Here is a 24,052-nt window from a genome sequence, read left to right on the forward strand (position 1 = left end):
GGCTAGAATTTCTCTTTTTGTGAAGTATTCATCTCCGCCCGAAAAATCATAAACGAAGGCAAAGTGGAAATCGTCGTCGTATCGCTTGGGCCGCAAGGTGCCATCCTGGTTTCAAAAGATGAGGCGTTCCATGTTCCCGCGCCACATGTGAAAAAGAAAAGTACGGTCGGCGCCGGGGATTCGATGGTTGGCGGCATGGTTTGGGCGCTATCGCAGGGAAAACCGCTCAAGGAAGTCATGCAATGGGGCGTCGCGTGTGGATCGGCAGCCACGATGAACGACGGTACGCAATTATTCAAGGCCGAAGACGCGAAACGGTTATTCGATTGGCTGCAAAAGCGCTCGTGACATGGAGATCTCGAACGAAATCATACCCGTGGAAGCCTATCGCGAATTGCGGGTTGGGAGCGGATTGTCGCCCAAATCACTGCATGCCGCCCAAATCGGATTGAAGAACTCGCTGCATTCGGTTCAAATTATTCACGAGGGCCAAACCATCGGCATCGGACGAATCGTTGGGGACGGCGGCTGTTTTTGCCAAATCGTCGACATTTGCGTGCTGCCCGGCTTCCAAGGTCGTGGTATCGGGAGAATGATCATGCAGGATTTGATGAAATTCGTCGATGAACAGCTTCCGGAATCGTGTTACATAAGTTTACTTGCTGACGGAGATGCCGATAAATTATATTCGAAATTCGGATTTCGGGATGCGATGCCGATGTCGAAAGGAATGTTTTTGAAGAAATGATAGCGATACGAAAAGTCAAACCCGATGAACTTGCAACGCTTCGAGAAATAAGCGTCAAGACATTTAACGATAAATTCGCCTCGGAGAATGCGGAAAGCGACATGAGCGATTACATTTCAAAAAATCTCTCGCCTCAAAAATTACTTGAAGAATTTTCGAACCCGGATTCGGCGTTTTATTTTGCGTTGTCCGATGAAATTCCAATCGGTTACCTGAAAATAAATACCAAACAGGCGCAAACCGAATGCCGCGACCAAAATTCGTTGGAGGTCGAGCGTATTTATGTGGATGAAGCGTTCCAGGGAAAGACAATCGGTCAAAATTTGTTCGAGAAAGCTATCAAAATCGCGGTAGACGGAAACTTCGATTTCATCTGGCTTGGCGTCTGGGAACACAACGACGGCGCAATCAAATTTTACGTACGTAACGGTTTCGAAATTTTCGGAAAGCACGAATTTTGGCTGGGTAAGGATTTGCAATTCGATTTGTTGATGAAACGGGAAATTAAACAACTCAAGTGGTAAAAAATATCCTTTTAAGTCTCTTGAACTTATTTTTTGGCAATGCCATGTTCGGTCAGTACGATCAGGATTTCACGTACGCTGAACTTTCGAAAAACGTTGAGGTCGTCACCGGGATTTATTCGGTTCAGGATAGTGCGAAAGGACTGACTTTCAAAAACGGCGAAGGATTGCAATACAGTGATTATTTTCCAGGCCACAATTTTATTAAGGGCGGCCTGATTTTTTACGACAGGAAAAATTGGCGAGATCCACGCGATTCAAACGGGAACGACGATTATCAGGTTGTGCCTTTGATGAAGGTTGTCAAGGAATTCAATGCCATCAATGAAACCTACGTGGACAAATTCCCAACGACGTTCAGGACCCGACAAAAAGAAGCTCAGGACGCAATTAAAGATTTTTTACGTGCGTCTTTAGTCGGTCTCGCCCGAAAAGGCGACAAATACGCCTATATCACGAAATTCGGTGAATTGGTAACCGGTTTCAAATACCAAAAAGACAATTACGGAATTTACAGGATCGATTCGTTGAGCGATAAGAAGTTCTAAGTTGAGGTGGCGGCTTCAGGAAAGGAAACGTATTTTGGAGAATTGCCGCTTGGTTACGTAATGTCGGACAGCCTTACGAATGTCTATGATCTCAACGGCAAGTATTTTCTGATTTATAAAGGATTCAAGTATCGGTACGACCAAAACACGATACTGCACAATGCCTTGAACGGAAGCCATTTTCCGAGTTGGGATTTACTCGCCGATGGACAGGACGTTTACCATCTTAAAAAGGGTAAAATAACGAAATCCGGTAAGTTCAAGCGTCTTTCGGTTAAAACCAATTTCTATGGTAACCGCGCGATAGCGACTCGGAAAGCCGATAAAAACGGTACTTACGAAGAATTGTTTCTGATAAACGAAAACGGGAAAATCGTAAAATCAATAGCGAAAGAATTTACGGAAGTTGACGAATCTTTCGAAAAGTACGGACTGATCGCCATTTATTCAAAAGATGCTTCGGCGGTTATCGATTACGATGGAAATTTTGTCATCGGGCCTTGTACCGATTGCGAAGTCGGCGTCGTCGGAAATGGAATGTACAGCGTAAATTATTTCGATGAATCGAGAAATCAGGATCACGACCAAAGCGGCGTTTTCAATCAATTCGGACAAAAAATTACGATAAGCGGCGATTTTGAACTTGCGTACGGCGTGGATTTCAATTATCTGATGCGCGGAATCGAGGCGACGTACAAACTTGATAAAGAAAATAACGTCGTGAAATAATACCGCGTTTTATGTCGGCTTAAGCGAAGAAAGCCCGAATTTTGAGACTTGCGACCTTTGTTTTTATCGGTCGTGTCAATTTTCGAAAACGTATGGAACAATCCGAACCAAAATCTCAACCGCTTCTCGATTATTTCCAGGCGATGATCCCGTTGACCGACGACGAAAAACGTTTGGTCAACGAACTTTTCAAGCCGCGGCTTTATCGAAAGAAACAATACGTTTTGCAACAAGGCGACGTGTGCAACCAATTCAATTTCGTGGTGCGCGGCTGCCTCAGGATGTATAAAGTGGACGAAAAAGGGAGTCTGCACATAATTCAGTTCGCGCCCGAGAATTGGTGGCTCATGAACATCGGGAGTTTCCATGGTCGGCTTGCGTCAGAACTTGATATCGATGCGGTCGAAGATACGATGGTGTTGCAGATCAGCTACGAAAACCTTATCCTGTTGTACACCGAAGCGCCAAAATTCAATTTGATTTTCAGGGTGCTGATCGAAAACAGTTTCGTGTCGCTCCAGAGAAGATTGTTGCAGAACATCAGCTCGACGGCTGAAGATCGCTATTTATCTTTTCTACAATCGTATTCCCAACTCACCAACCGATTGCCGCAGACGCAAATCGCAGCATTCTTGGGCATCACGCCCGAATTCCTGAGCCGTTTGCGCAACAAGCAGGTTTCGCGAAAACCTTAAACCAGATCAATGCTATTTCTTGATGCAGGTCATTGGCGCGAAAACCGCCTCCGATGCAACTTTGCAATACTAATTTAAAAAAGGAATAGTATGTCAACACAACCAAAAGTGGCTGTTATCGGATTGGGAAATATCGGTAAGGTCGTCGCAACGAATTTTGCGAAATCAAACAGGAATTTTATAGCCGCCGACCGAGATGTCTCGAAGGCCGAACAGCTTTCAAAAGATTGGTCAAGCGCAACGCCGACTGATATCGCGTCAGCCGTTAAAGCCGCTGACATCGTGATTTTATCGATTCCGTTCGAAGCCATAAACGATTTCAAAACTGATTTCGCTTCGGATTTGGAAGGCAAAATCATTATCGATCCGTCGAATCCGATCGCGCCCGATGAAAAAGGCGGTTTCAAGAAAATTATCGCAGCTGATGAATCGGCGGGAAAAGTCAATTCAAAATCACTTCCGACAAATGCCAAACTCGTAAAAGCGTTCGGGACTTTGGGTGCGGCCTCACTCCAAAACGCTGCCTTCCAGTCTCCTCAAAACGTATTGTTTTATGCGACCGACGACGCGACCGTAAATGACACAGTCGAACAACTCATCGCCGATTCAGGTTTTGCGGCGGTTCGCGTCGGAGATTTGAACAACTCGATCCGATTGGAAGTTTTTGGCGATTTGCACGAATTCGGCGCGCTTGGAAAAACCGTAACGGTCGAGGAAGCGAAGTCCAAATTGTAAATCAATCAAAATATAATGACACGGCAAGAAATACGTACGAATGACACGTTGATGCGCCATCTCACGGCGTTCGGCAATAATGATATGGACGCGATTTTAAGCGATTATGAAGAACATTCAGAGATCCTGACATTGGAGCGAACATACAAAGGCTTGCAGGCGATCCGCGAATTTTTCGAATCGATGTTCGAATTGATTCCGACGGGTTCGTTCTTCGAAATGAAGAAACTTACGGTTAGCCGAAACATCGCGCACATCATCTGGGCAAGTAAATCGGAAACGGCGAACATCGTTTTCGGAACTGACACTTTCGTCATCCAAAACGAAAAAATTGTCTCGCACACGGTCGCCACACATATTTTATAACCAAAAAAAATCCCGAAACCAAAATCAGTTTCGGGATTCTATATTTTTGCACTCAGGCACTCAGGCACTCAGGCACTCAGGCACTCAGGCACTCAGGCACTCAATTAATCATTCAACTTCAAAACCGCCATAAACGCCTCCTGCGGAATCTCCACATTACCAACCTGGCGCATGCGTTTCTTACCTTTCTTCTGCTTTTCCAAGAGTTTACGTTTACGCGAGATATCGCCACCGTAACATTTTGCGGTAACGTCTTTCCTCAAGGCTTTGATGGTTTCACGTGCGATGATTTTCGCTCCGATCGCCGCCTGGATCGGGATGTCGAATTGCTGGCGCGGAATCAGTTCACGTAATTTTTCGGTCATTTTCTTTCCGATGTTGTACGCGTTATCGTTGTGGATCAACGCTGAAAGCGCATCGACGATCGTAGCGTTCAACAGGATATCGACCTTCACGAGGTTCGACGTCCGCATTCCGATTGGGGAATAATCGAACGATGCGTACCCTTTTGAAACGGTTTTGAGTCGGTCGTAGAAGTCGAACACGATCTCGGCGAGCGGCATGTCGAACGTCAATTCGACACGTTCGGTCGTCAAGTAGGTTTGATTCGTGATCACGCCGCGTTTTTCGATACATAACGACATAACGTTACCCACGAAATCGGCTTTGGTGATGATCGTCGCTTTGATATACGGTTCTTCGACGCGATCCATTCGCGATGGTTCGGGCAAATCCGATGGATTGTTCACGATGATCGGCGTCTCCGGATCTTTCTTTGAATACGCGTAATACGAAACGTTGGGAACCGTCGTGATCACGGTCATGTCGAACTCGCGCTCGAGACGTTCCTGAATGATTTCCATGTGCAGCATGCCCAGGAATCCGCATCGGAAACCAAAGCCAAGAGCAGCGGAACTTTCAGGGATGAACACCAACGACGCATCGTTCAACTGGAGTTTCTCCATCGACGCGCGCAATTCTTCGTAATCTTCAGTATCGACAGGATAAATCCCTGCGAAAACCATTGGTTTCACATCTTCGAAACCCGTAATCATATTGGTCGTAGGCGTTTTGGCATCGGTTAGCGTATCGCCGACTTTCACCTCTTTCGCTTCCTTGATTCCCGAGATCAGGTAACCAACGTCGCCCGCTGAAATTACTTGCTTTGGAACCTGGTTCAATTTCAATGTTCCGATCTCGTCGGCGAAATATTCGTTTCCGGTCGCCATAAACTTGATCTTCTGGCCTTTCTTGATCTGTCCGTTCTTGACGCGGAAGATAACCTCGATGCCGCGGAATGGATTATAGACCGAATCGAAAATCAACGCCTGCAACGGTTCGTCGACGTTTCCTTTCGGCGCAGGAACACGGTCGATGATCGCTTCCAATATCTTATCGACGCCGAATCCGGTTTTTCCCGACGCGTGGATGATGTCTTCGATCTTGCATCCCAAAAGGTCAACGATATCGTCGCTCACTTCCTCAGGATTCGCGCTCGGCAAATCGACTTTGTTCAAAACCGGGATGATTTCCAAGTCGTTTTCAAGAGCCAAATACAAGTTTGAAATCGTCTGGGCCTGAATGCTTTGGGCCGCGTCGACAATCAAAAGTGCGCCTTCGCAAGCGGCGATCGAACGCGAAACCTCATACGAGAAATCCACGTGTCCGGGCGTATCGATAAGGTTCAGGATATATTTTTCGCCTTTGTGCGTGTATTCCATTTGGATCGCGTGACTCTTGATCGTGATGCCGCGTTCGCGTTCCAAGTCCATGTTGTCGAGCAACTGGGCTTTCTCCTCGCGTGCGGTTACGGTTTGTGTCGCGCCAAGCAAACGGTCGGCCAACGTACTTTTACCGTGGTCGATATGGGCGATGATGCAAAAATTGCGTATGTTCTTCATTGTCTTTGCTTTAAGCTGTAGGTTTTAGGCTCTACGCTGAAATCCGTTAAAATTGAAATTTACGGACACGCGCCTTTGACCCAGCTTGGAATTAATCGGCAAATATAACGCTAAAGTTGGACGCCGCAAGAAGATAAGCGCTCAAAAAAATCCGTTCGAAATTAAGGCAAATGCCGTATTTCCAATCACGATGCGGCGCGATACTTTTGAATACATCAAACCATCGTATCATGAAAAAAGCATTTCTACTATTGTTTATGGTCTCGGCCGGGGTTTTTGCCCAAAAAGTAAAGAAGGAATCGGGCGATATCAAAGCGCTCAAAGGCATTTCGGAATTCAATCTCGTTTTTGATTATGAAGGCCTTACCGTCGACAAGTTCAAGACTGAAGAAGAATTTCTCGCCGACAAGATGAAGAAGCGCGAAGAAAAAGACCTCGATGAAAAATTCCGCGAAAGCTGGTTCAACGATCGCCAAAAGCGGTACGAACCCAAATTCATCGAGTCGTTCAACAAGCGTTTCGAGGGCAAGGTCAAAGCCGACAAGAACCTTACGTCGGCCAAATACACGATGAAAATCCAAACCATTTGGATCCATCCGGGCTACAACATCGGGATTTCAAGGAGCGATTCGAAATTGACGGCGCGCATTACGGTTTTTGAAACGGCGAATCCGTCAAACGTACTGGTTTCGGTTTTATATGAGAAAAGTCCGGGGTCAGGCGCTTTCGGAGGCGATTTCGATTCGGGTTACCGCATTTCTGAAGCATATGCCAAGCTCGCGAAAGAGCTCGCGAACGATATAAAGTAACGTGTGATTTCGATTTGCCACTAAAGTTTTGAAACCCTGTATTTTTAGCAGGGTTTTTTTATGCGAGAAAGTGTAATATGTTGCGAAAAATCCTATGTTTGCCAAAACCAAAACAAACATAGAATGAAAAAAATATTCTCGGCCGTAGCCGTGCTGTTTTTTATGCACGGTTATGCGCAAAAAACGCTTTCAAAAGATTATCAATACACGGTGAGCGAACCGTACCGCGTGGTCGATGGTGACCAGAAATTCTATTTCTCGCGTGAAGGCAGCAAGCAGGTGATCGCGTTAAAGTTCGACAAACCTGAAATTTTTATCCAACGTTTCGATCCGGACAAACCGGGTTTCATCAGCGAAAAGAAATACGAGGATTTTTTACCTGAAAAACACGATATCGAAAGCGTACGCGTCTTCGATGACAAAATGTACCTGTTTTTCTCGTCTTGGGACAAACCCAACGAAACCGAGCAACTCTACGCCCAGGAAATCGATTTTGAAAAAGGCGAATTCGTCGGAAAACCCGTGCTGCTGTTCAAAGTCAAGGGACGCGTTTCGCGCTCGGGGAGATCGTTGGACGCTTCGTCTACGGCCGATTGGAGTAAATTCGACATCGTTCCGTCGTACGACAAAAAAATGTTCATGGTGCAATACCGCAAACGTCCTGAGGTAAAGAAAGATACCAAGAGTTTCGATATAATCGGGCTGTACACGTTCGACACGAATCTCAATAAGTTGTCGAATAAGGAATATACGATGCCGTACACCGAAAGACGCATGGACAACCTTGATTACCAGATCGACAACAAAGGCAATTTGTATTTGCTCGCCAAGGTTTTCCACGACGACACGAACAAAGACAAGAAAAGCAAGAAAGACACGCTTGCAAACTATCACATCGAACTTTTCACGATGAAAAAAGGCGCGGACGACATCAAGATCGCCCAAGTCGACAACGGCAACAACTTCATCAACAGGCTTTGGATTTTCCCGTCACCGAACGATGAACTCGTCGCGGCGGGTTACTACAACAACGGAAAAGGCAAAAGCCGCAGGAGAAACAACAGCTATCCGGGCATTGCGACGCCTATGGTCGGTAATTTCTGGATCCAACATGATAAAGCGAGCAATTGCGACGGAATCATCATGTTCAAGATGTTGGCCGACGGAAGCGTTTCGAACATCAAGAATTACGACATTCCGGTAGAGATCATAAACGAATTCGAAAGCAAGCGCACGCAAAAGAGAAACGCCAAGAACGAAGAGAAAGGCGAAGGCGCGAAATTCACTGACCTTACGCTTAAGAATGTCGTGTACCAAAAGGACGGAAGCGTGATTCTGGTAGGCGAACAGATTTTCACCGAAGTCTACAACCGCGGCGGCGCCATGGGCGGAATGGGCATGGGCGGCATGAATTCCAATACGACCTATAAGTATCATTTTGAAGATATTCTCGTGGCCAAGATCAACGCCGACGGAACTTTGGGATGGATGAGCAAAGTGCCGAAACGCCAGATCGGTGATAATGTACGCAATCCTCAGGGCGGCATGTCGTACAAATTTTTCAGCAACGAGACCGACCATTTCATCGTGTTTCTCGACAACGTGAAAAACGTCGGATTGTCGCTTGATAAAGAGCCAGCGATCCATTCTGACGGAAACGGCGGTTACCTGACATCGGTAAAGATTTCAGACGCCGACGGAAGCTACGACAAAGGCTCGATCTTCAATTCACGCGACGTCGAAGATTTCAAATTGAAACAGTTCAGCACGAATCGCGTCGTCAAGACAAGCGCGACATCGTTCGTGGTCGAGGCGTATAAAAAAAGCAAAGAGGACGTTTTAATCAAAATCGTCTTGAAATAACGACGGTCCGATTTAATATTCAAAAAGCTCCGTTAGTTCGGGGCTTTTTTATTTGTAAAAAATACTATGTTTGCTACAAACCAAATAACCGGAATAACAATGAAACGACTTTTACTTCTGCTCGCGGTGTTTGCGGCGGGACTTTGCCATGCGCAAAAAGACAAGAAGCTATCAAGCGACTACGAATACAAGGTCGGCGAGCCGTACAAGGTAATCGACGCCGACGATAAATATTACATGTCGGTCGACGGAAAGGTCATCGCCATAAAAATCCGCAAGCGCGACATTTTCGTGCAGCGTTTCGATGTCGACAAACCGTCGCAGATCAGCGTCAAGGAATATGAAGACGCATTCCCTAAAAACGCCGTGTACGAACGCATGGAAATCGTCAAGGGAAAAGTGATGTTGTTCTTTACGCAATGGAACGGCGACGATGAGATCGAGCAATTGTTCGTGCAGGAAATCGACGTCGACAAAGGCGAATTCAAAGGCGAGGCGAAGCGAATCCTGCAGGTGAAAGGCCGCGTCGTGGGTTCAGGTTCGGGCCGCATGATGGATTTTAATTTGACCGATAAATTCCCGATTTACACATCGTTCGACAAAAGCAACTTCCTGGTCCAATACGAGAAACGTCTCGACAAGAAAGACAAGCAGGACGACGGTTACCATGAAAAGTATGGGCTCGTCGCGTTCGATGGCGATCTGAACCAACTATCGGCGCGTGAAGTGGAGATGCCGTATTCCAAAAAACAAATGGACAACCTCGATTTCCAATTGGACAATTCAGGAAATGTCTATGTACTCAACAAGGTTTTCGAGGACGACAGCCACAAGGAGAAGAAAAAGAAAGGTGACGACGTGGCGCCAAATTACCATATCGAGTTGTTCACACTCAAGCCGGGAAGCGATCAATTCAAGATTTCGAAAGTCGAAAGCCAGCAATTCTTCATCAACCAATTAGTTATTTACGATGGCCCGAAAGGTGAGATCGTCGCGGCAGGATTCTACAACAAAAACCTCGCGAAAGGCGGATTCTTCAGCAAAGGCGAATATGCAGGTTTCGATTCGCGCGCGAATTGCGACGGTTTGGTCACGTTCAAAATGAAGCCCGACGGCACTTTCGGCGACATGCGTTCGTATGAAATTCCCGTGGAATTGCTCAACCAGAACGAGAGCAAGAAAACGATCCGCAAGAATGCCAAGAAAGAAGAAGACGGAGAAAGTGCGAAGTTTACCGATCTTCACGCACGCGGAATCGAGATCCAGGACGACGGAAGCGTCATTTTCCTCGCCGAACAATATTACGTGAAAGTGCACACGACTGCGGGCGGCCCGAACATGCCGTCGCGAACGTATTACACCTATCATTACAACGAAATCCTGATTGCGAAGCTCTTGGCCAACGGAACACTGGGTTGGATGAAGAAGATCCCGAAACAACAAGTCGGGACCCAAGGACGCGGAAGCATGAGTTTCAAGCATTATGAAGCCGGAAGCGATCACTTTTTGGTATTCTTCGACAATCCTGATAACGTGGAAATCCCGGCCGATGAAGTGCCAAAAGGCTACAGCGACCGCAAAAAAGGTTACTTGACCGCAGTTCGCGTTGCCGATGCCGACGGTTCGACCTCGCGCGGATCGATCATCAACGTCAAGGAAGCCGACGATTTCAAATTGCACCAACTTTCCACGAACCGCATCATTAAAGTGAACGACAATACGTTCTTGATGGAAGCCTACAAAAAAGGGAAAGAAGACGTGATGGTAAAAGTGATTCTCAAATAGAAACCGAAATTTCGATAACAGCCAGGAATCGAGCGTAAAACAATTCAAAAATCCGACTTTAAATGAAACCCGCAATTCGTAAAACCCGCAAAGCGATATTGATTTTATGTATGTTGACCTCGTCTGTTTTTGCGCAAAAGCGGACGGTTCTTACCGGCGATTACAAAAATCTGAAGGGAATTTCAGCGTTCAACGTTATTTTCGATTACGAAAACCTCACGGTGGACAAATCGACTGAAGAAGAATTCCTAAAAGATCGCATGGACAAGCGCGAGGGCGAAAAGTCACAGCAATTCAGGGAAGGCTGGTTCGCCGACAGACAAAATCGCTACGAGCCAAAATTCATCGAATCGTTCAACAAGCGGTTTGACGATGGCCAAATTAAAGCCGACAAGAATTTCCCTGATGCGAAGTACACAATGAAAGTCAAAACGATTTGGATCCATCCGGGATTCAACGCGGGTGTCGTTCGCAGTACGTCGGCCGTCACTTTTGTGGTCTCGATTTATGAAACGGCGAATCCCGACAACGTGCTGCTTTCGGTCGAGTTCCTGAAAGTCGCGGGAAAAGGAGCGATGGGATTCGATTATAATTCAGGTTATCGGATATCAGAATCATACGCAAAGCTCGCGAAGGAATTTGCGAACGACATCCGAAAGAACACGAAATAAGATCCGTTCCGGACCTCAAATGCTCACGATATGAAATACTTTTTTATGATGCTGGTTTCGCTGTCGGCATCGGCACAACGTTATGATCTGGTTTCGGGCGATTTTAAAGCGCTCAGGTATATTTCGGAGTACAACATCACGTTCGATTACAACGGCATGGAAGTCCACGGTTACGAGTCGGAGAAAGCGTTTGTGGAGCGAAAAGTGGAAATCCGGAAAAACCATCCCGAAAAAGCCCAGGCATTCGCTGAAAATTGGTACGCCGACCGCACCAACAAATACGAGCCGCGGTTCATCGCTTACTTTAACGACCGTTTCGATAAAGGCGAGGTGAGAGTCGTGAAAGATTCGTCGGCCAAATACACGATGGATATCAAGACGACCTGGCTGTATCCGGGTTACGGAATGGGGCCGAGCGGTGAGCCGCCCAAGATTTCAGCGACCGTGACGGTCTTCGAGACCGCGAATCCCACAAATATTCTGCTTCAAGTGAAATTCGACAAGGCCATCGGTTTTGAGAACCACGACCCGAATAAACCGGGCGAACGGATTTCGGGCGCGTATGAGAAGATCGCGAAGAATATTGTGGTTCAAATTAAGAAGGTCCTGTAGGGCAGATGTCTAAAACCATTAAGGGCATTAAGTTTATTAAGAGTGCGATTTCTTAAAGAACTTAATGCCCTTAATGGTTTAAAAAATCGGCTTATAGTTCCGCCGCTTTCTGCGTTTCCTTTTCCTGATTGATCATATACGCCATGTTCTTAATCACGTTGTCGTGTTTCTTCACGAACGGATTCGTCTCGTCCCAAACGTAGCCCGCGAGAACCGCGCAGATCTTGCGTTTCACGTCCGGATTTTCAGGTTGGTGAAAGAACAACGTTTGCAGATTTCCGGTATACCATTCTTTTACGTAGGTCGTGAAGACACCGATTCCGCGGCGCATGTAGCCCGTAAATTCGGTTTCCCAATCCACGTTTTCGCCTTGCTGTTCCTTGAGGTAGAGTTTGGCGGCTTTCATGCCCGATTCGGTGGCGAAACAAACGCCCGACGAGAAAACCGGATCCAGGAATTCCGAACTGTTCCCGGTCAGCGCGAAACCGTCGCCGTACATGCTTTTTACTGAACGGCTATAATTCTCGAGTTTCACAGGCTCGAACAAAAAGTCGACGCCTCCAAAACGTTTCACGTAATAATCTGAAAGTTTGATCGCATTGTTCAACGCTTCCCTGTTGTCTTTGTTTTCCGACAGCGAGTTGATGAACGTAGTCGGCCCGACAACGCCTAACGAGGTATTTCCGTTTGAGAATGGAATCACCCAAAGCCAGACTTCGGTTTCCAGGATGTCGAATGAGATCAACGTGCCTTCTTCGCCTTCAGGACGATTCAAATCTTTCACGTGCGTAAAAATCGACGAATGTGGATCGAGTGATGACGGCGTGTCCAGGTCCAGCAAGCGCGGCAAAACGCGTCCGTAACCGCTTGAATCGATAATGAAATTCGCGTGGATTTCCTTGAGATTTCCATCTTTGTCTTTCACGACGGTCCTGGATTTCTTGCCTTCGAATTCCACCGAAATCACTTCTGATTCGAACTCAAGGTCGATCCCGTTCTTCACGCATTGCTGCGCCATCGTATTATCGAAGTCGGCGCGCGGAATTTGCCACGTCCAATCCCAGCCTTCGCCGTATTTGTCGCTAAAGTCAAAAACACAGATTTCCTCGCCGCGAATAAAGCGCGCACCGAGTTTCTTTTCGAAGTTCATCGCATCCAAAGCCGGGAACAATCCCGCTTCGTCAAAATGGTCCATCACTCGCGGGATGAGGCTTTCGCCGACAACCAATCGCGGGAATTTCGTCTTCTCGACCATTTTTACCTTTACACCGTTATTGTGCAGGTGAGATGCCGAAACACATCCGGACGGTCCGGCCCCAATCACCAACACATCGACAACTTCTTTTAACATTGGAATAAGTGTTTTTTCGTTCTTAAAAATCTCTTAATTTATATTACATTTGCGGCTTCAAAATAAAGACAATCCAATCTAATAAAAAAATAAACTTTTAACGTTTATTATCTCTATTAAATCAAGTGTAAATGAATACGATACATGAATATTTGAGCCTGGAAGAATTTGAAGCCGTAGTATTCAAAAACAACAAGGTGGCGATCAGTGACGAAGTGTTGCAGAGGGTGAATGCCAGTTTTGATTTTTTAAAGGAATTTTCTGAAAATAAAGTCATCTATGGAGTCAATACAGGCTTCGGTCCGATGGCGCAATACCGCATAAACGACGAAGACCGCATCCAACTGCAATACAATTTGATCCGAAGCCACTCGTCAGGAACAGGCAAACCAATGGATGCGATTTGCGTGAAAGCCGCGATCCTGGCTCGTTTGAATACACTTTCTTTGGGAACTTCGGGCGTTCATCCTTCGGTGATCCATTTGATGAAGGAACTCATCAACCGCGATATCACGCCGCTTATCTTCGAACACGGAGGCGTCGGCGCTTCAGGCGATCTAGTACAATTGGCGCATTTGGCGTTGGTGCTCATCGGCGAAGGCGAAGTTTTCTATAAAGGCGAACGCAAAGCGACTGCCGATGTTTTCGCTGCCGAAGGCCTGCAACCGATCAATGTCGAGCTCCGCGAAGGTTTGGCACTCATGAACGGAACCTCGGTCATGACGGGAATCGGTGTCGTGAATGTCGTGAACGCGAAAAAAATATTGGATTGGGCCGTGAAATTGTCATGTGCGATCAACGAAATCGTGCAGGCGTATGACGATCACTTGTCGGCCGAACTAAACAACACGAAACTCCACAAAGGGCAACAGGACATCGCCTCGACGATGCGCGAAAACCTGTCCGACAGCAAATTGGTACGCAAACGCGAAGACCATTTGTATTCGGGCGAAAATACCGAGACTGTCTTCAAGGAAAAAGTTCAGGAATATTACTCGTTGCGTTGCGTGCCCCAGATTTTGGGTCCCGTCAAGGAAACGATCGATTCGGTCGCGTCGATCCTTGAAAAGGAATTCAATTCGGCCAACGACAATCCGATCATCGACGTGGCGAACAAACACGTTTGGCACGGCGGAAATTTCCACGGCGATTATATTTCGCTCGAAATGGACAAACTCAAAATCGTCATCACGAAACTCACGATGCTCGCCGAGCGCCAATTGAATTACCTGATGAACGCGAAGATCAACGAGATTTTGCCTCCGTTCGTGAACATGGGCAAACTCGGATTCAACTTCGGGATGCAAGGCACGCAATTTACGGCTGTTTCCACGACGGCCGAGAGCCAGACGCTTTCCAACCCGATGTACGTACATTCGATCCCGAACAACAACGACAACCAGGACATCGTTTCGATGGGAACGAACGCGGCCGTGATCACGTCAAAAGTGATCGAAAACGCATTTGAAGTTTTGGCGATCGAACTTATTTCCATCGTCCAGGCGATCGATCTGTTGGAACAGAAAGACAAGATCTCGTCGGTTTCAAGAAAAATGTACGACGATGTGCGACAGATCATCCCGGCATTCAGCGAAGATCAGGCGATGTATCCGTTCGTCCAGAAGGTCAAAAATCATTTGATAAATAATTAGTAACTTCGTTAGCAACCAATTAAAAACAAGGTTTGAAAATGAAAAAACTATTTTTTTTACTGCTTCTCGCTACGACTCTCGTAAGCGCTCAGGAATTGGCTTTGGTCCGCAAGGATGGCCGATTCGGTTACATCAACAAATCGGGCGAATTGGTAATCCAGCCGCAATACAAAAAAGCGTCGACGTTCTCTGAAGGTCTTGCCGCGGTCGAAGACCAGGGGAAATGGGGTTTCATCGACAAGAAAGGCGCCTGGGCAATCCCGGCAACATTCGACGCGGTCAAGGAATTCAATTCGGGTTTCGCGGTCGTCGCCAAAGACAAGAAGTGGTTTTACATCGACAAGAAAGGCGCTACCGTCCAAGGCCCGACGACCGACAAGGTTTTCGACTTCCACGAAGGTGTCGCTTTCGTGAAAATCGCGAACAAGACCGGTTTCATGGACGCCAAGATGAAAATGGTCGTCGAACCGAAATACGACATCATCAAGGAATTTCAAGGCGGTTTCGCACGCGTGAAGAACAACGAGCGTTGGGGAATCATCGACAAGACCGGGAAAGTCGTGGTTGAAATCATTTACGACGACTTGGGCGACTATGTAAAAGGAACGACTTGGGCCAAGAATGGAACGAACTTCGGCGTCATCAACAACGGCAAATTCACGGCGGTTGACGGTGCGACGAAAATCTGGGATTTCACGCCAAACAGCGATTTAACTTACGCCAAGCAAGGCGAACGCGTCGGGTTTATCGACAAATCCGGGAAATGGGCAATCGAACCGAAATTTGACAAGGCGAAAGCATTCTCGAAAGGGTTGGCGCCTGTCGCGGTCGGAAAAAAATGGGGATTCATCGATACGAAAGGAAAACTCGTGATCGAGCCCCAATACAATGACGCCGATGTTTTCAGTGCTGACGGGCTCGCTCCGGTAAAAGACAAACAATGGGGTTTCATCAATTCATCGGGCAAAGTCGTCGTACCGATGCAATACGCGATCAACATCGGCGGCGGTTTCAACCTGTTTCGCGATGACGCGGTCGGTTATGTCGACGGATTGGCGCGCGTGAAAAACGAAAAACAATGGGGTTTCCTTAAAACCGACGGCAGCCTTTTGGGCAACCAATGGTACGAAAACGTCGAATTGTTCCAGAATTAATTCCTGCAAACAGATACAACGAATGAAATGTGCTTTAGTCACGGGCGGTTCCCGCGGTATCGGTAAGGCGGTTTGCATAAAACTCGCTTCCGAATCCGATTATCATATCCTGATCAATTACCAATCGAATGCGTCGGCCGCCGAGCAAACGCTTGAAGATGTCAAGAAACACGGCAACACAGGCGAAATCCTGCAGTTCGACGTGGCCGATGCCGAGCAGACCAAATCGGTTCTCGAAGCGTGGCAGGAAAAGAATCCCGAGGCGATCGTCGAAGTCATCGTGAACAACGCGGGCATCACGCGCGACGGTTTGTTCATGTGGATGTCGCACGACGATTGGACGAAAGTCATCAATACGAGCCTGAACGGGTTCTTCAACGTCACGAATTTCTTCATCCAGAAAATGTTGCGCAACAAATACGGGCGCATCGTGAACATGGTGTCGGTCTCGGGCGTGAAAGGAACGGCGGGACAAACGAATTATTCGGCGGCGAAAGGAGCTGTCGTGGCGGCTACGAAAGCGTTGGCCCAGGAAGTCGCGAAACGCAATATTACGGTAAACGCGGTCGCTCCGGGATTCGTGAGATCTGACATGACGGCCGATCTTGACGAAAAGGAACTCATCAAAATGATTCCGGCCAACCGATTCGGGGAAGCTGAGGAAGTCGCGGATCTTGTCGCGTTCCTCGCCTCGCGCAAAGCCGGATATATCACAGGAGAAATCATCAACATAAATGGAGGAATCTATTCATAAAATTACACCGAAAGCGATATAATGGAAAGGAGAGTTGTAATTACCGGAATGGGAATCTGGAGCTGTATCGGCACGTCGCTCGATGAGGTGAAGGATTCGCTTTACAAAGGTAAATCGGGTATTCGTTTCGACGAAGAGCGCAAGGAATTCGGTTTCCGTTCGTCGCTCACCGGAATGGTTCCGAAACCTGAATTGAAAGAACTACTCAATCGCAGGCAACGCATCAGCATTGGCGAGGAAACGGAATACGCGTATATGGCAACCATCGAAGCCTTGCGTAACGCCAATATCGACGAGCAATTTTTCCACGATCGCGAGGTCGGGATCCTTTATGGAAACGACAGCGTCTCGAAAGGAATCATCGAAGCGACCGACATCATACGTGAAAAGAAAGACACGGCACTGATCGGTTCTGGCGCGATCTTCAAGTCGATGAACTCGACCGTGACGATGAACCTGGCCACGATTTTCCAATTGCGAGGCGTGAACATGACCATCAGCGCGGCCTGCGCAAGCGGTTCGCACGCGATAGGTCTCGGTTATTATTTGATCAAAAGCGGCATGCAGGACATGATTATCTGCGGAGGCGCACAGGAAATCAACAAATATGCGATGAGCAGTTTTGACGGCCTCGGCGTGTTTTCACCCCGTGAGGAAGATCCGTCGAAAGCATCGCGCCCGTTCGATTCAGGCCGTGACGGTTTGGTACCGAGCGGAGGCGGCGCGACGTTGATCCTCGAAAGCTACGAATCGGCGATCGCGAGAGGCGCGGACATCATCGCTGAGGTCATCGGTTATGGATTTTCATCAAACGGCGGACATATTTCAACTCCGAATGTCGACGGACCATCGACCGCCATGCGAAAAGCGCTCAGGGAAGCCGGAGTCGAAGCATCGGAAATCGATTACATAAACGCACACGCGACATCGACTCCCGTGGGCGATGCGAATGAAGCCAAGGCGATCTTCGAGGTTTTCGGGCCCGACGGACCGCCCGTAAGTTCCACGAAATCCATGACAGGACACGAATGTTGGATGGCAGGCGCGAGTGAAGTCATCTATTCGATATTGATGATGCAGAATTCGTTCGTCGCACCTAACATCAATTTGCAAAACCCTGATGAGGATTCGGCCAAATTAAATATCGCACGCGAAACGTTGAATAAAGAAATAAACATATTTTTGTCGAATTCTTTCGGATTCGGAGGAACCAACTCGGCTTTGGTCATAAAAAAGTATACTGAATAAGATGAATAAAGAAGAAATTATTGAGAAGATTAACGAGTTCATGATCGATGAATTCGAAGTTGATGGTGATGATATCCAACCCGATGCGATCCTCAAAGACACGCTCGGCCTTGACAGTTTGGATTATGTGGACTTGGTAGTTTCAATCGAGGCGAACTTCGGTGTAAAACTCGTCGAGGCTGATTTCGTCGGAATCTCGACATTCCAAACCTTCTACGACCTCATTGAAAACAAGCTAAAAGCCAAGACCGCCTAATGGCCCAATGGGAAGGCAAATCCAAAGGCACGGTTCTAGGCTATAAGATATTCGTTTTTTTAATCAAGAAAGCGGGTGTCCGCGCGGCTTACTTCATCCTGAACTTTGTTGCCGGTTATTATTTCCTTACACAAAAAAGGAGCAATCGCGCCATGTCGTATTACTTCGGGCAGCGATTAGGTTATTCAGGATTCGCGAAAACCCGAATGCTTTTCAAAAGCTACTACACATTTGGGCAGACGATAATTGATAAGGTCGCCATTTCGGCCGGGCTTCGCAAAAGTTTCACCTACGAATTCGACGGACGGGAAATCCTCGAGCAATTGCTCGCTGAAAAACAAGGCGGCGTATTGATCAGCGCCCACGTTGGGAATTTTGAGATTGCCGAGCATTTTTTCGCCGACATCGACCTCGAGTTCAACATCAATATCGTCACGACCGATCTGGAACATTCCGCGATCCGCGATTACTTGGAAAGCGTCACGTCAAAAGCGAGCCGCAAGTTCATTATCATCAAGGACGACATGTCGCACATTTTCGAGATCAATGCGGCGTTGGCGCGCAACGAACTCGTCTGTTTTACGGGCGACCGATATTTCCCCGGAAACAAAACGCTTGAGCAGGAATTTTTGGGCGAGGTCGCGAGTTTTCCCGCCGGTCCGTTCCTGATAGCATCGCGACTAAAAGTTCCCGTGGCTTTCGTGTACGTGATGAAAGAACCGAAACTGCATTATCATTTGTATACGCGTCGCGCCGAGGTCAAGCACCGCGACGAAAAAGCGCTTCTCAAGGCGTATGCTGAAAACGTTGGGGCGATGCTCAAAAAGTACCCGCTGCAATGGTTCAATTACTTCGACTTTTGGAATAAGCTCGACCGCGACTCATAGATTTTAGAAAGTAGTCATTCATAACTCGTTACGCATGAAAAAATATGATAGCATAGTTGTAGGTTCAGGCGTAGGAGGATTGGCTGCCGCGATCTGTCTGGCGCGGGCCGGCAAGAAAGTTCTCGTGCTCGAACAACATTCGGTTCCCGGCGGCTGGAGCCATAGTTTTACATTGGGTGGACAACGTTTCAGCCCGGGCGTGCATTACGTAGGGCAAATTGCCGATGGTGAATCGACCGATATTTTATACCGCGGTTTGGGCATCGCGAACGATATTGTCTTCTTCCGAATGAATCCTGAGGGTTACGAACATTGCCAGATAGGCGACGTGCGAATCGACTTGCCCGAAGGTTTCGAGAACCTTAAACGAAGTCTGTGCGAACGTTTTCCGTCTGAAGCCAAGAAAATCACCGAATACCTGACATTGGTCTACAACGTAAATGTCGAACTTCAAAAAATCCCGAAACTAAAAGGTTGGTGGCAAAAAATCACCGTTCCGTTCCGAACCAAGAATTTCGGGAAAACAGCTTTGTTCAGCGTCAAACGGGTTTTGGGCTGGTACATAAAAGATCCGATGGCGACCGCGGTGCTCAATATCCAATGCGGCGATCACGGCTTGCCTCCTGAAAACGCGTGCTTCCCGGTGCATTGCGCGGTTCTGAACCATTATTTCGAGGGCGGATTTTACCCGATGGGCGGCGGCGGCGGAATCGTAAAAGCGATGACAAATGCGCTAAAACGCCACGAAGGCGAAATCAAGACCCAACAAAACGTCGCGAAAATCCTGATTGAAAACAACAAGGCGATTGGCATCCGATTGGCGAACGGCGATGAAATTTTCGCCGATGTGGTTATTTCGAACGCCGATCCGTCGATCACGTATCTGGATCTCGTCGGAAAGGAAAACCTCAGTAAAAAATTGCTGTCAAAACTCGAGAAAACAGAATATTCGGTCACGTCATTGATCTTGTTCTTGACCGTCGAAATGGACGTCACGGCCCACGGAATGGATTCCGGCAACGTCTGGCTCATGCGCGATCACGACATCGACGGCAGTTTTAGAGAACTCATGGAGAAAAACGTAGCCGACGGTGACGAGTTCCCGGCGGTCTTCGTGAGTTGCACGACACTCAAGGATCCCGTGAGTTTCAACGGGAAATACCACAATTTCGAGGTCGTGACGTATATCAATTACGACAATCTTCCGGATTTCGGAACGTCTGATGATTATCACACGCCGGCGTATATGGAATTCAAGGAAAAAGTCGTCAAGAAAATGCTAAAGACGTTGTCGAAAGTTCTTCCGAATGTCGAAGATCACGTAGTTCAGGCCGAACTCGGAACGCCCAAAACGAACCAGTTTTACGTGAATTCCACCAAAGGAAACGTGTATGGCACGGCGAAAACGCTTAAAAACGTCGGGCCGTTCGCTTATAAAGTGGCGTCGGAAATCGAAAACCTGTACCTGTGTGGCGCGAGCACGTTGTCGCATGGTGTTGCGGGCGCGACGTATTCGGGTGTGAATGCTGCGGCGGCGATCCTTGGCTGTACGCAAGACGATTTGCTTCCCGACGACAAACAGCAAAAACTCCGAATTTACGATGCCGAGAATCCTGAGTCCTGGCCCGAATGGGTTCACGTGAAACGATCGGATAAAATACGCACGTTCAGGCAAATAGACCCGTCGTAAAAGCAATGTCGTTTTTTTTGCTAAATTTGCGCCCGAAAACAAACACTGAATGAAGAACGTTCTGGTCATCTATTACACACAGTCAGGACAGCTAAAGGAGATCGCCGAGCGCGTTTCACGGCCGCTTCAGCAAGACAGCGCCGTAAACGTCGATTTCCATGAGATCCGGCCGGTTACGCCGTTTCCTTTTCCGTGGGACAGCGATGCGTTTTTCGATGCGTTCCCCGAATCGTTCCTTCAGATCCCGATCGCGCTCGAACCCGTTCCACAACACATCCTCGATAAAAAATACGACTTGATTTTGTTGCATTATCAGGTTTGGTATCTGTCGCCGTCGATTCCCGTGAATTCGTTCCTTAAAAGTTCCGACGCTAAGCAATTGTTGCACAACACGCCTGTCGTAACGATTTCAGGATCGCGAAATATGTGGGTTATGGCGCAGGAAAAAGTCAAGAAATTACTCACTGAAAACGGCGCGCTTCTCAAGGGAAACATAGCGTTGGTCGACCGCGTCGGAAATCTCGTCAGCGTCATTACGATCGTCGATTGGATGATGGGCGGCGTAAAGCGCAAGAAGTGGGGAATTTTGCCATTGCCGGGCGTTTCGGATCAGGATATCAGTGATTCGTCGCGCTTCGGAACGGTTATCAAACAACATTTACAAGCTGATACGTTGCAAAGCCTGCAGCCTGAATTGCTCGCGAATAATGCCGTAAAAATCAGCTCCTATTTGGTTTTGGTCGATCGCACAGGTAATAAAATCTTTAATAAGTGGTCGAATTTTATCAAATCGAGAAAAAATTCGAGAAAATCATGGCTGAAAGTATTTTATGTTTATTTATTCCTTGCAATTTGGGTTATATCGCCTATTGTATATATCTTGCACCTTTTAACGTACCCGCTGAAAATCAATAAAATTAAGAGAGAAACCCTTTATTTTCAAGGGGTTTAGAGAGTCGACGAATAACTATGTTTGAAGTATATATTACCAAAGCCGGTAAGTTTTTGCCAAATGAAGCTGTCCAGAACGACGATATGGAAAGCTATCTTGGAATGATCAATGAAACGGCATCAAAAGCAAGGCGCCTGATTTTGCGCAACAATAAGATCGTGAGCCGCCACTATGCTTTGGATAAGGATGGCAAAAGCACGCACAATAATGCGCAAATGACGCAACTTGCCATCGAAAATCTTTTTGATGGGACTTTCACGGCAAAAGACATGGAATTGCTTTCATGCGGAACATCGACTCCCGACAATTTCCTTCCGTCGCACGCGGCCATGGTTCACGGCTTGCTCAAGAACCAATCGGTTGAACTCAATTCGTCTACAGGAGTTTGCTGCGCGGGAATGAACTCGCTTAAATACGGTTATCTTTCGGTAAAATCGGGGAATACAGCGAATGCGGTTTGTACGGGAAGTGAAAAGGTTTCGACTTGGATGCTGTCGGACAAGTACGAACAAGAAGTTACCAACCTTAAAAGCCTCGAAGAACAACCGATCATCGCATTCAAAAAGGATTTCCTGCGTTGGATGCTAAGCGACGGAGCGGGCGCTTTCCTTTTAGAGAATCAACCAAAGGGCGACTTTTCCCTTCGCATTGAATGGATGGACGCTTACTCATACGCTCACGAACTCGAAGCCTGCATGTACGCGGGCGGCGACAAGAACGAAGACGGTTCGATCAAACCTTGGAGCGAATACGATCCGAGCGAATGGCTTAAAGAATCGGTGTTTTCGATCAAACAAGACGTGAAATTGCTCGACAAATACATCCTTGAAAAAGGCGCGGAAAGTATGGGCGACACGCTGAGAAAGCACAATATTACCGTTGACGATCTCGATTATTTCCTTCCGCACGTTTCGTCTCATTATTTCGTGGCCGGACTTAAAACTATTTTCGCCGAGAAAGGAATCTGTCCTTCTGACGATAAATGGTTCATGAACTTACAACGCGTCGGCAACGTCGGATCGGCGTCGATTTACCTCGCGCTCGAGGAATTGATGAATTCAGGAAAGCTCGAAAAAGGGCAGAAGATCCTGTTGTCGGTTCCTGAAAGCGGCCGTTTCTCCTTCGCGTACGCCTATTTGACCGTTTGCTAAATGACTGCCGCGAAAGCCATATTCGACAAGAATGTGATCGAGCGACTGATCCCGCAAAAGTTTCCGTTCGTCATGGTCGACAAGCTCTTTTCATTTACCGATGAAACGATCGAGGCCGGCTTGACCATTCCCGACACCAACATTTTTTGCCACGACGGAACGTTCCGCGAATCGGGACTCATCGAACACATGGCGCAATCGGTCGCGCTGCACACCGGATACAAATTCTATCTGCTCAACGAACCGGCCCCGACGGGTTACATCGGTTCGATAAACCAACTCCAGATTTCCGAATTGCCCAAGGTCGGGCAAGAGATCAAAACGCTCGTCACGATTATCCAGGAGTTCGGAGGCATAACGCTCGTCGATCTCGTCACGACTAGAAATGACATCGAAATCGCACGCGGACAAATGAAAACCGTACTCGCAAAATAATGGATATACGAATCGACATCACGCGTTATCTGCCGCATCGCACGCCATTTTTGATGGTCGATACGATCGTGCGCATGGACGATGAGGTCGTGGAAACCGTGTTCGAGATCAAATCCGACAATCTTTTCATCCAACCCGACGGTTTGTTCGCCGAGGCCGGACTCATCGAAAACGCGGCCCAAACCTGTTCGGCAATCGTCGCGAAAGGATACTATGTCGACGAAAATCTCGAAGACAAACCTGACACCAATGTTATCGGATTCATCAGTGCGATCAAAACGTTGAAAATACATGCATTGCCCAAAGCCGGAAGCACGATCAAAACCAAATCGACGCTTATTTCGAATTTTGTGACCGACGATTACAGTTTGTGTACGATGAATTGCCAGACTTTTTTGGACGAAACGTTGCTGCTTGAAGGCGAAATTAATTTGTTTATTAAGCAGCAACAATCTGTTCCGACTGCTGTAAAATCCAATATATAGCTTATTTTTTTGCCACGAAGGCGCGAAGACACGAAGGAAAACAAGTTTTGT

At 47.4% G+C, this 24,052-nt stretch carries 26 protein-coding genes; 24 read left to right on the forward strand and 2 right to left on the reverse strand.

Annotated features, from left to right (window positions below; translation table 11 throughout):
* Positions 1 to 48 precede the first annotated feature (48 nt).
* The 8 genes from EOO50_RS07950 (at position 49) to EOO50_RS07985 (ending at position 4,345) form a co-directional block, all read left to right on the forward strand.
* A complete protein-coding gene (locus EOO50_RS07950; RefSeq protein ID WP_290839220.1) occupies positions 49 to 348 on the forward strand; it encodes a PfkB family carbohydrate kinase in 300 nt (99 codons plus the stop codon).
* A 1-nt stretch (position 349) separates the two neighbouring features.
* The gene (locus EOO50_RS07955) at positions 350 to 748 is read left to right on the forward strand and encodes a GNAT family N-acetyltransferase (protein ID WP_290839103.1); all 399 of its coding nucleotides are present in this window, start codon (positions 350 to 352) and stop codon (positions 746 to 748) included.
* Positions 745 to 1,272: a GNAT family N-acetyltransferase gene (locus tag EOO50_RS07960; protein ID WP_290839104.1), complete on the forward strand. Its 528-nt coding sequence runs from the start codon at positions 745 to 747 to the stop codon at positions 1,270 to 1,272. Before EOO50_RS07955 ends, EOO50_RS07960 begins: the two co-directional genes overlap by 4 nt.
* Before the next feature lie 20 nt (positions 1,273 to 1,292).
* A complete protein-coding gene (locus tag EOO50_RS07965) occupies positions 1,293 to 1,820 on the forward strand; it encodes a hypothetical protein (protein ID WP_290839105.1) in 528 nt (175 codons plus the stop codon).
* A 6-nt stretch (positions 1,821 to 1,826) separates the two neighbouring features.
* Positions 1,827 to 2,549, forward strand: a complete 723-nt coding sequence (locus tag EOO50_RS07970) for a hypothetical protein (protein WP_290839107.1) — start codon at positions 1,827 to 1,829, stop codon at positions 2,547 to 2,549.
* Positions 2,550 to 2,641: 92 nt separating this feature from the next.
* Entirely contained in the window at positions 2,642 to 3,244 is a 603-nt protein-coding gene (locus tag EOO50_RS07975; RefSeq protein ID WP_290839108.1) for a Crp/Fnr family transcriptional regulator, read from the forward strand.
* A gap of 90 nt (positions 3,245 to 3,334) precedes the next feature.
* Complete coding sequence (locus EOO50_RS07980; protein ID WP_290839109.1) at positions 3,335 to 3,979, forward strand: NAD(P)-binding domain-containing protein; 645 nt, start codon at positions 3,335 to 3,337, stop codon at positions 3,977 to 3,979.
* 15 nt (positions 3,980 to 3,994) lie between these two features.
* Positions 3,995 to 4,345 (forward strand): nuclear transport factor 2 family protein, encoded by a 351-nt coding sequence (locus tag EOO50_RS07985; RefSeq protein ID WP_290839110.1) that lies wholly within the window; start codon positions 3,995 to 3,997, stop codon positions 4,343 to 4,345.
* Between the two features lie 104 nt (positions 4,346 to 4,449).
* On the opposite strand, the gene lepA is transcribed toward EOO50_RS07985, so the two are convergent.
* Entirely contained in the window at positions 4,450 to 6,246 is a 1,797-nt protein-coding gene (lepA, locus tag EOO50_RS07990) for a translation elongation factor 4 (protein ID WP_290839112.1), read from the reverse strand.
* Between the two features lie 230 nt (positions 6,247 to 6,476).
* On the opposite strand from lepA, the gene EOO50_RS07995 reads away from it, so the two are divergent.
* The 5 genes from EOO50_RS07995 to EOO50_RS08015 all read left to right on the forward strand — a co-directional run bounded on the left by EOO50_RS07995 (position 6,477) and on the right by EOO50_RS08015 (position 11,986).
* Positions 6,477 to 7,055, forward strand: a complete 579-nt coding sequence (locus EOO50_RS07995; protein ID WP_290839114.1) for a hypothetical protein — start codon at positions 6,477 to 6,479, stop codon at positions 7,053 to 7,055.
* Between the two features lie 123 nt (positions 7,056 to 7,178).
* The gene (locus tag EOO50_RS08000) at positions 7,179 to 8,918 is read left to right on the forward strand and encodes a hypothetical protein (RefSeq protein WP_290839115.1); all 1,740 of its coding nucleotides are present in this window, start codon (positions 7,179 to 7,181) and stop codon (positions 8,916 to 8,918) included.
* 99 nt (positions 8,919 to 9,017) lie between these two features.
* Entirely contained in the window at positions 9,018 to 10,703 is a 1,686-nt protein-coding gene (locus EOO50_RS08005; RefSeq protein ID WP_290839116.1) for a hypothetical protein, read from the forward strand.
* A 62-nt stretch (positions 10,704 to 10,765) separates the two neighbouring features.
* On the forward strand, positions 10,766 to 11,374 hold the full coding sequence (locus tag EOO50_RS08010) for a hypothetical protein (RefSeq protein WP_290839117.1): 609 nt from the start codon (positions 10,766 to 10,768) through the stop codon (positions 11,372 to 11,374).
* A gap of 30 nt (positions 11,375 to 11,404) precedes the next feature.
* Positions 11,405 to 11,986, forward strand: coding sequence for a hypothetical protein (locus EOO50_RS08015; protein ID WP_290839118.1), 582 nt, complete (start codon positions 11,405 to 11,407; stop codon positions 11,984 to 11,986).
* A 91-nt stretch (positions 11,987 to 12,077) separates the two neighbouring features.
* On the opposite strand, the gene EOO50_RS08020 is transcribed toward EOO50_RS08015, so the two are convergent.
* On the reverse strand, positions 12,078 to 13,337 hold the full coding sequence (locus tag EOO50_RS08020; protein ID WP_290839120.1) for an NAD(P)/FAD-dependent oxidoreductase: 1,260 nt from the start codon (positions 13,335 to 13,337) through the stop codon (positions 12,078 to 12,080).
* A 131-nt stretch (positions 13,338 to 13,468) separates the two neighbouring features.
* On the opposite strand from EOO50_RS08020, the gene EOO50_RS08025 reads away from it, so the two are divergent.
* Genes EOO50_RS08025 through EOO50_RS08075 form a run of 11 tightly spaced genes read left to right on the forward strand, consistent with a single transcriptional unit; the run spans position 13,469 to position 24,001 of the window.
* Positions 13,469 to 14,989, forward strand: coding sequence for an aromatic amino acid ammonia-lyase (locus EOO50_RS08025; RefSeq protein ID WP_290839121.1), 1,521 nt, complete (start codon positions 13,469 to 13,471; stop codon positions 14,987 to 14,989).
* Between the two features lie 38 nt (positions 14,990 to 15,027).
* Complete coding sequence (locus EOO50_RS08030; protein ID WP_290839122.1) at positions 15,028 to 16,143, forward strand: WG repeat-containing protein; 1,116 nt, start codon at positions 15,028 to 15,030, stop codon at positions 16,141 to 16,143.
* Positions 16,144 to 16,165: 22 nt separating this feature from the next.
* Positions 16,166 to 16,897 carry a 3-oxoacyl-ACP reductase FabG gene (gene fabG / locus EOO50_RS08035; RefSeq protein ID WP_290839123.1) on the forward strand — a complete coding sequence of 244 codons (732 nt, stop codon included), beginning with the start codon at positions 16,166 to 16,168 and terminating at the stop codon, positions 16,895 to 16,897.
* Between the two features lie 21 nt (positions 16,898 to 16,918).
* Entirely contained in the window at positions 16,919 to 18,145 is a 1,227-nt protein-coding gene (locus EOO50_RS08040; protein WP_290839124.1) for a beta-ketoacyl-[acyl-carrier-protein] synthase family protein, read from the forward strand.
* A 1-nt stretch (position 18,146) separates the two neighbouring features.
* Positions 18,147 to 18,401, forward strand: a complete 255-nt coding sequence (locus EOO50_RS08045) for a phosphopantetheine-binding protein (RefSeq protein WP_290839126.1) — start codon at positions 18,147 to 18,149, stop codon at positions 18,399 to 18,401.
* Positions 18,401 to 19,288, forward strand: coding sequence for a lipid A biosynthesis acyltransferase (locus tag EOO50_RS08050; RefSeq protein WP_290839128.1), 888 nt, complete (start codon positions 18,401 to 18,403; stop codon positions 19,286 to 19,288). The genes EOO50_RS08045 and EOO50_RS08050 overlap by 1 nt, the downstream gene beginning before the upstream one ends.
* A gap of 34 nt (positions 19,289 to 19,322) precedes the next feature.
* Positions 19,323 to 20,978: an NAD(P)/FAD-dependent oxidoreductase gene (locus EOO50_RS08055; protein WP_290839130.1), complete on the forward strand. Its 1,656-nt coding sequence runs from the start codon at positions 19,323 to 19,325 to the stop codon at positions 20,976 to 20,978.
* Positions 20,979 to 21,027: 49 nt separating this feature from the next.
* Positions 21,028 to 21,930 (forward strand): dialkylrecorsinol condensing enzyme DarA, encoded by a 903-nt coding sequence (locus EOO50_RS08060; RefSeq protein ID WP_290839132.1) that lies wholly within the window; start codon positions 21,028 to 21,030, stop codon positions 21,928 to 21,930.
* 17 nt (positions 21,931 to 21,947) lie between these two features.
* Positions 21,948 to 23,081, forward strand: coding sequence for a beta-ketoacyl-ACP synthase III (locus EOO50_RS08065; protein WP_290839134.1), 1,134 nt, complete (start codon positions 21,948 to 21,950; stop codon positions 23,079 to 23,081).
* Positions 23,082 to 23,516 carry a hypothetical protein gene (locus tag EOO50_RS08070; protein WP_290839137.1) on the forward strand — a complete coding sequence of 145 codons (435 nt, stop codon included), beginning with the start codon at positions 23,082 to 23,084 and terminating at the stop codon, positions 23,514 to 23,516.
* A complete protein-coding gene (locus tag EOO50_RS08075) occupies positions 23,516 to 24,001 on the forward strand; it encodes an ABC transporter permease (RefSeq protein ID WP_290839138.1) in 486 nt (161 codons plus the stop codon). The genes EOO50_RS08070 and EOO50_RS08075 overlap by 1 nt, the downstream gene beginning before the upstream one ends.
* The last annotated feature ends 51 nt before the right edge of the window (positions 24,002 to 24,052 follow it).

The sequence above is a fragment of the Flavobacterium sp. genome, from assembly GCF_004211145.1.
Lineage (GTDB): Bacteria > Bacteroidota > Bacteroidia > Flavobacteriales > Flavobacteriaceae > Flavobacterium.

Excerpts from the sequence above, each read along its gene's own strand:
- EOO50_RS08030 (WP_290839122.1), top strand. The coding sequence starts at position 15,028 with ATGAAAAAACTATTTTTTTTACTGCTTCTCGCTACGACTCTCGTAAGC.
- EOO50_RS08025 (WP_290839121.1), top strand. The coding sequence starts at position 13,469 with ATGAATACGATACATGAATATTTGAGCCTGGAAGAATTTGAAGCCGTA.
- EOO50_RS08065 (WP_290839134.1), top strand. The coding sequence starts at position 21,948 with ATGTTTGAAGTATATATTACCAAAGCCGGTAAGTTTTTGCCAAATGAA.
- EOO50_RS08000 (WP_290839115.1), top strand. The coding sequence starts at position 7,179 with ATGAAAAAAATATTCTCGGCCGTAGCCGTGCTGTTTTTTATGCACGGT.
- EOO50_RS08015 (WP_290839118.1), top strand. The coding sequence starts at position 11,405 with ATGAAATACTTTTTTATGATGCTGGTTTCGCTGTCGGCATCGGCACAA.
- EOO50_RS08070 (WP_290839137.1), top strand. The coding sequence starts at position 23,082 with ATGACTGCCGCGAAAGCCATATTCGACAAGAATGTGATCGAGCGACTG.
- EOO50_RS08055 (WP_290839130.1), top strand. The coding sequence starts at position 19,323 with ATGAAAAAATATGATAGCATAGTTGTAGGTTCAGGCGTAGGAGGATTG.
- EOO50_RS07995 (WP_290839114.1), top strand. The coding sequence starts at position 6,477 with ATGAAAAAAGCATTTCTACTATTGTTTATGGTCTCGGCCGGGGTTTTT.
- EOO50_RS08045 (WP_290839126.1), top strand. The coding sequence starts at position 18,147 with ATGAATAAAGAAGAAATTATTGAGAAGATTAACGAGTTCATGATCGAT.
- lepA (WP_290839112.1), bottom strand. The coding sequence starts at position 6,246 with ATGAAGAACATACGCAATTTTTGCATCATCGCCCATATCGACCACGGT.
- EOO50_RS08060 (WP_290839132.1), top strand. The coding sequence starts at position 21,028 with ATGAAGAACGTTCTGGTCATCTATTACACACAGTCAGGACAGCTAAAG.
- EOO50_RS07985 (WP_290839110.1), top strand. The coding sequence starts at position 3,995 with ATGACACGGCAAGAAATACGTACGAATGACACGTTGATGCGCCATCTC.
- EOO50_RS07960 (WP_290839104.1), top strand. The coding sequence starts at position 745 with ATGATAGCGATACGAAAAGTCAAACCCGATGAACTTGCAACGCTTCGA.
- EOO50_RS08040 (WP_290839124.1), top strand. The coding sequence starts at position 16,919 with ATGGAAAGGAGAGTTGTAATTACCGGAATGGGAATCTGGAGCTGTATC.
- EOO50_RS08020 (WP_290839120.1), bottom strand. The coding sequence starts at position 13,337 with ATGTTAAAAGAAGTTGTCGATGTGTTGGTGATTGGGGCCGGACCGTCC.
- EOO50_RS07980 (WP_290839109.1), top strand. The coding sequence starts at position 3,335 with ATGTCAACACAACCAAAAGTGGCTGTTATCGGATTGGGAAATATCGGT.
- EOO50_RS08050 (WP_290839128.1), top strand. The coding sequence starts at position 18,401 with ATGGCCCAATGGGAAGGCAAATCCAAAGGCACGGTTCTAGGCTATAAG.
- EOO50_RS08010 (WP_290839117.1), top strand. The coding sequence starts at position 10,766 with ATGAAACCCGCAATTCGTAAAACCCGCAAAGCGATATTGATTTTATGT.
- EOO50_RS08005 (WP_290839116.1), top strand. The coding sequence starts at position 9,018 with ATGAAACGACTTTTACTTCTGCTCGCGGTGTTTGCGGCGGGACTTTGC.
- EOO50_RS07975 (WP_290839108.1), top strand. The coding sequence starts at position 2,642 with ATGGAACAATCCGAACCAAAATCTCAACCGCTTCTCGATTATTTCCAG.
- fabG (WP_290839123.1), top strand. The coding sequence starts at position 16,166 with ATGAAATGTGCTTTAGTCACGGGCGGTTCCCGCGGTATCGGTAAGGCG.
- EOO50_RS07955 (WP_290839103.1), top strand. The coding sequence starts at position 350 with ATGGAGATCTCGAACGAAATCATACCCGTGGAAGCCTATCGCGAATTG.
- EOO50_RS08075 (WP_290839138.1), top strand. The coding sequence starts at position 23,516 with ATGGATATACGAATCGACATCACGCGTTATCTGCCGCATCGCACGCCA.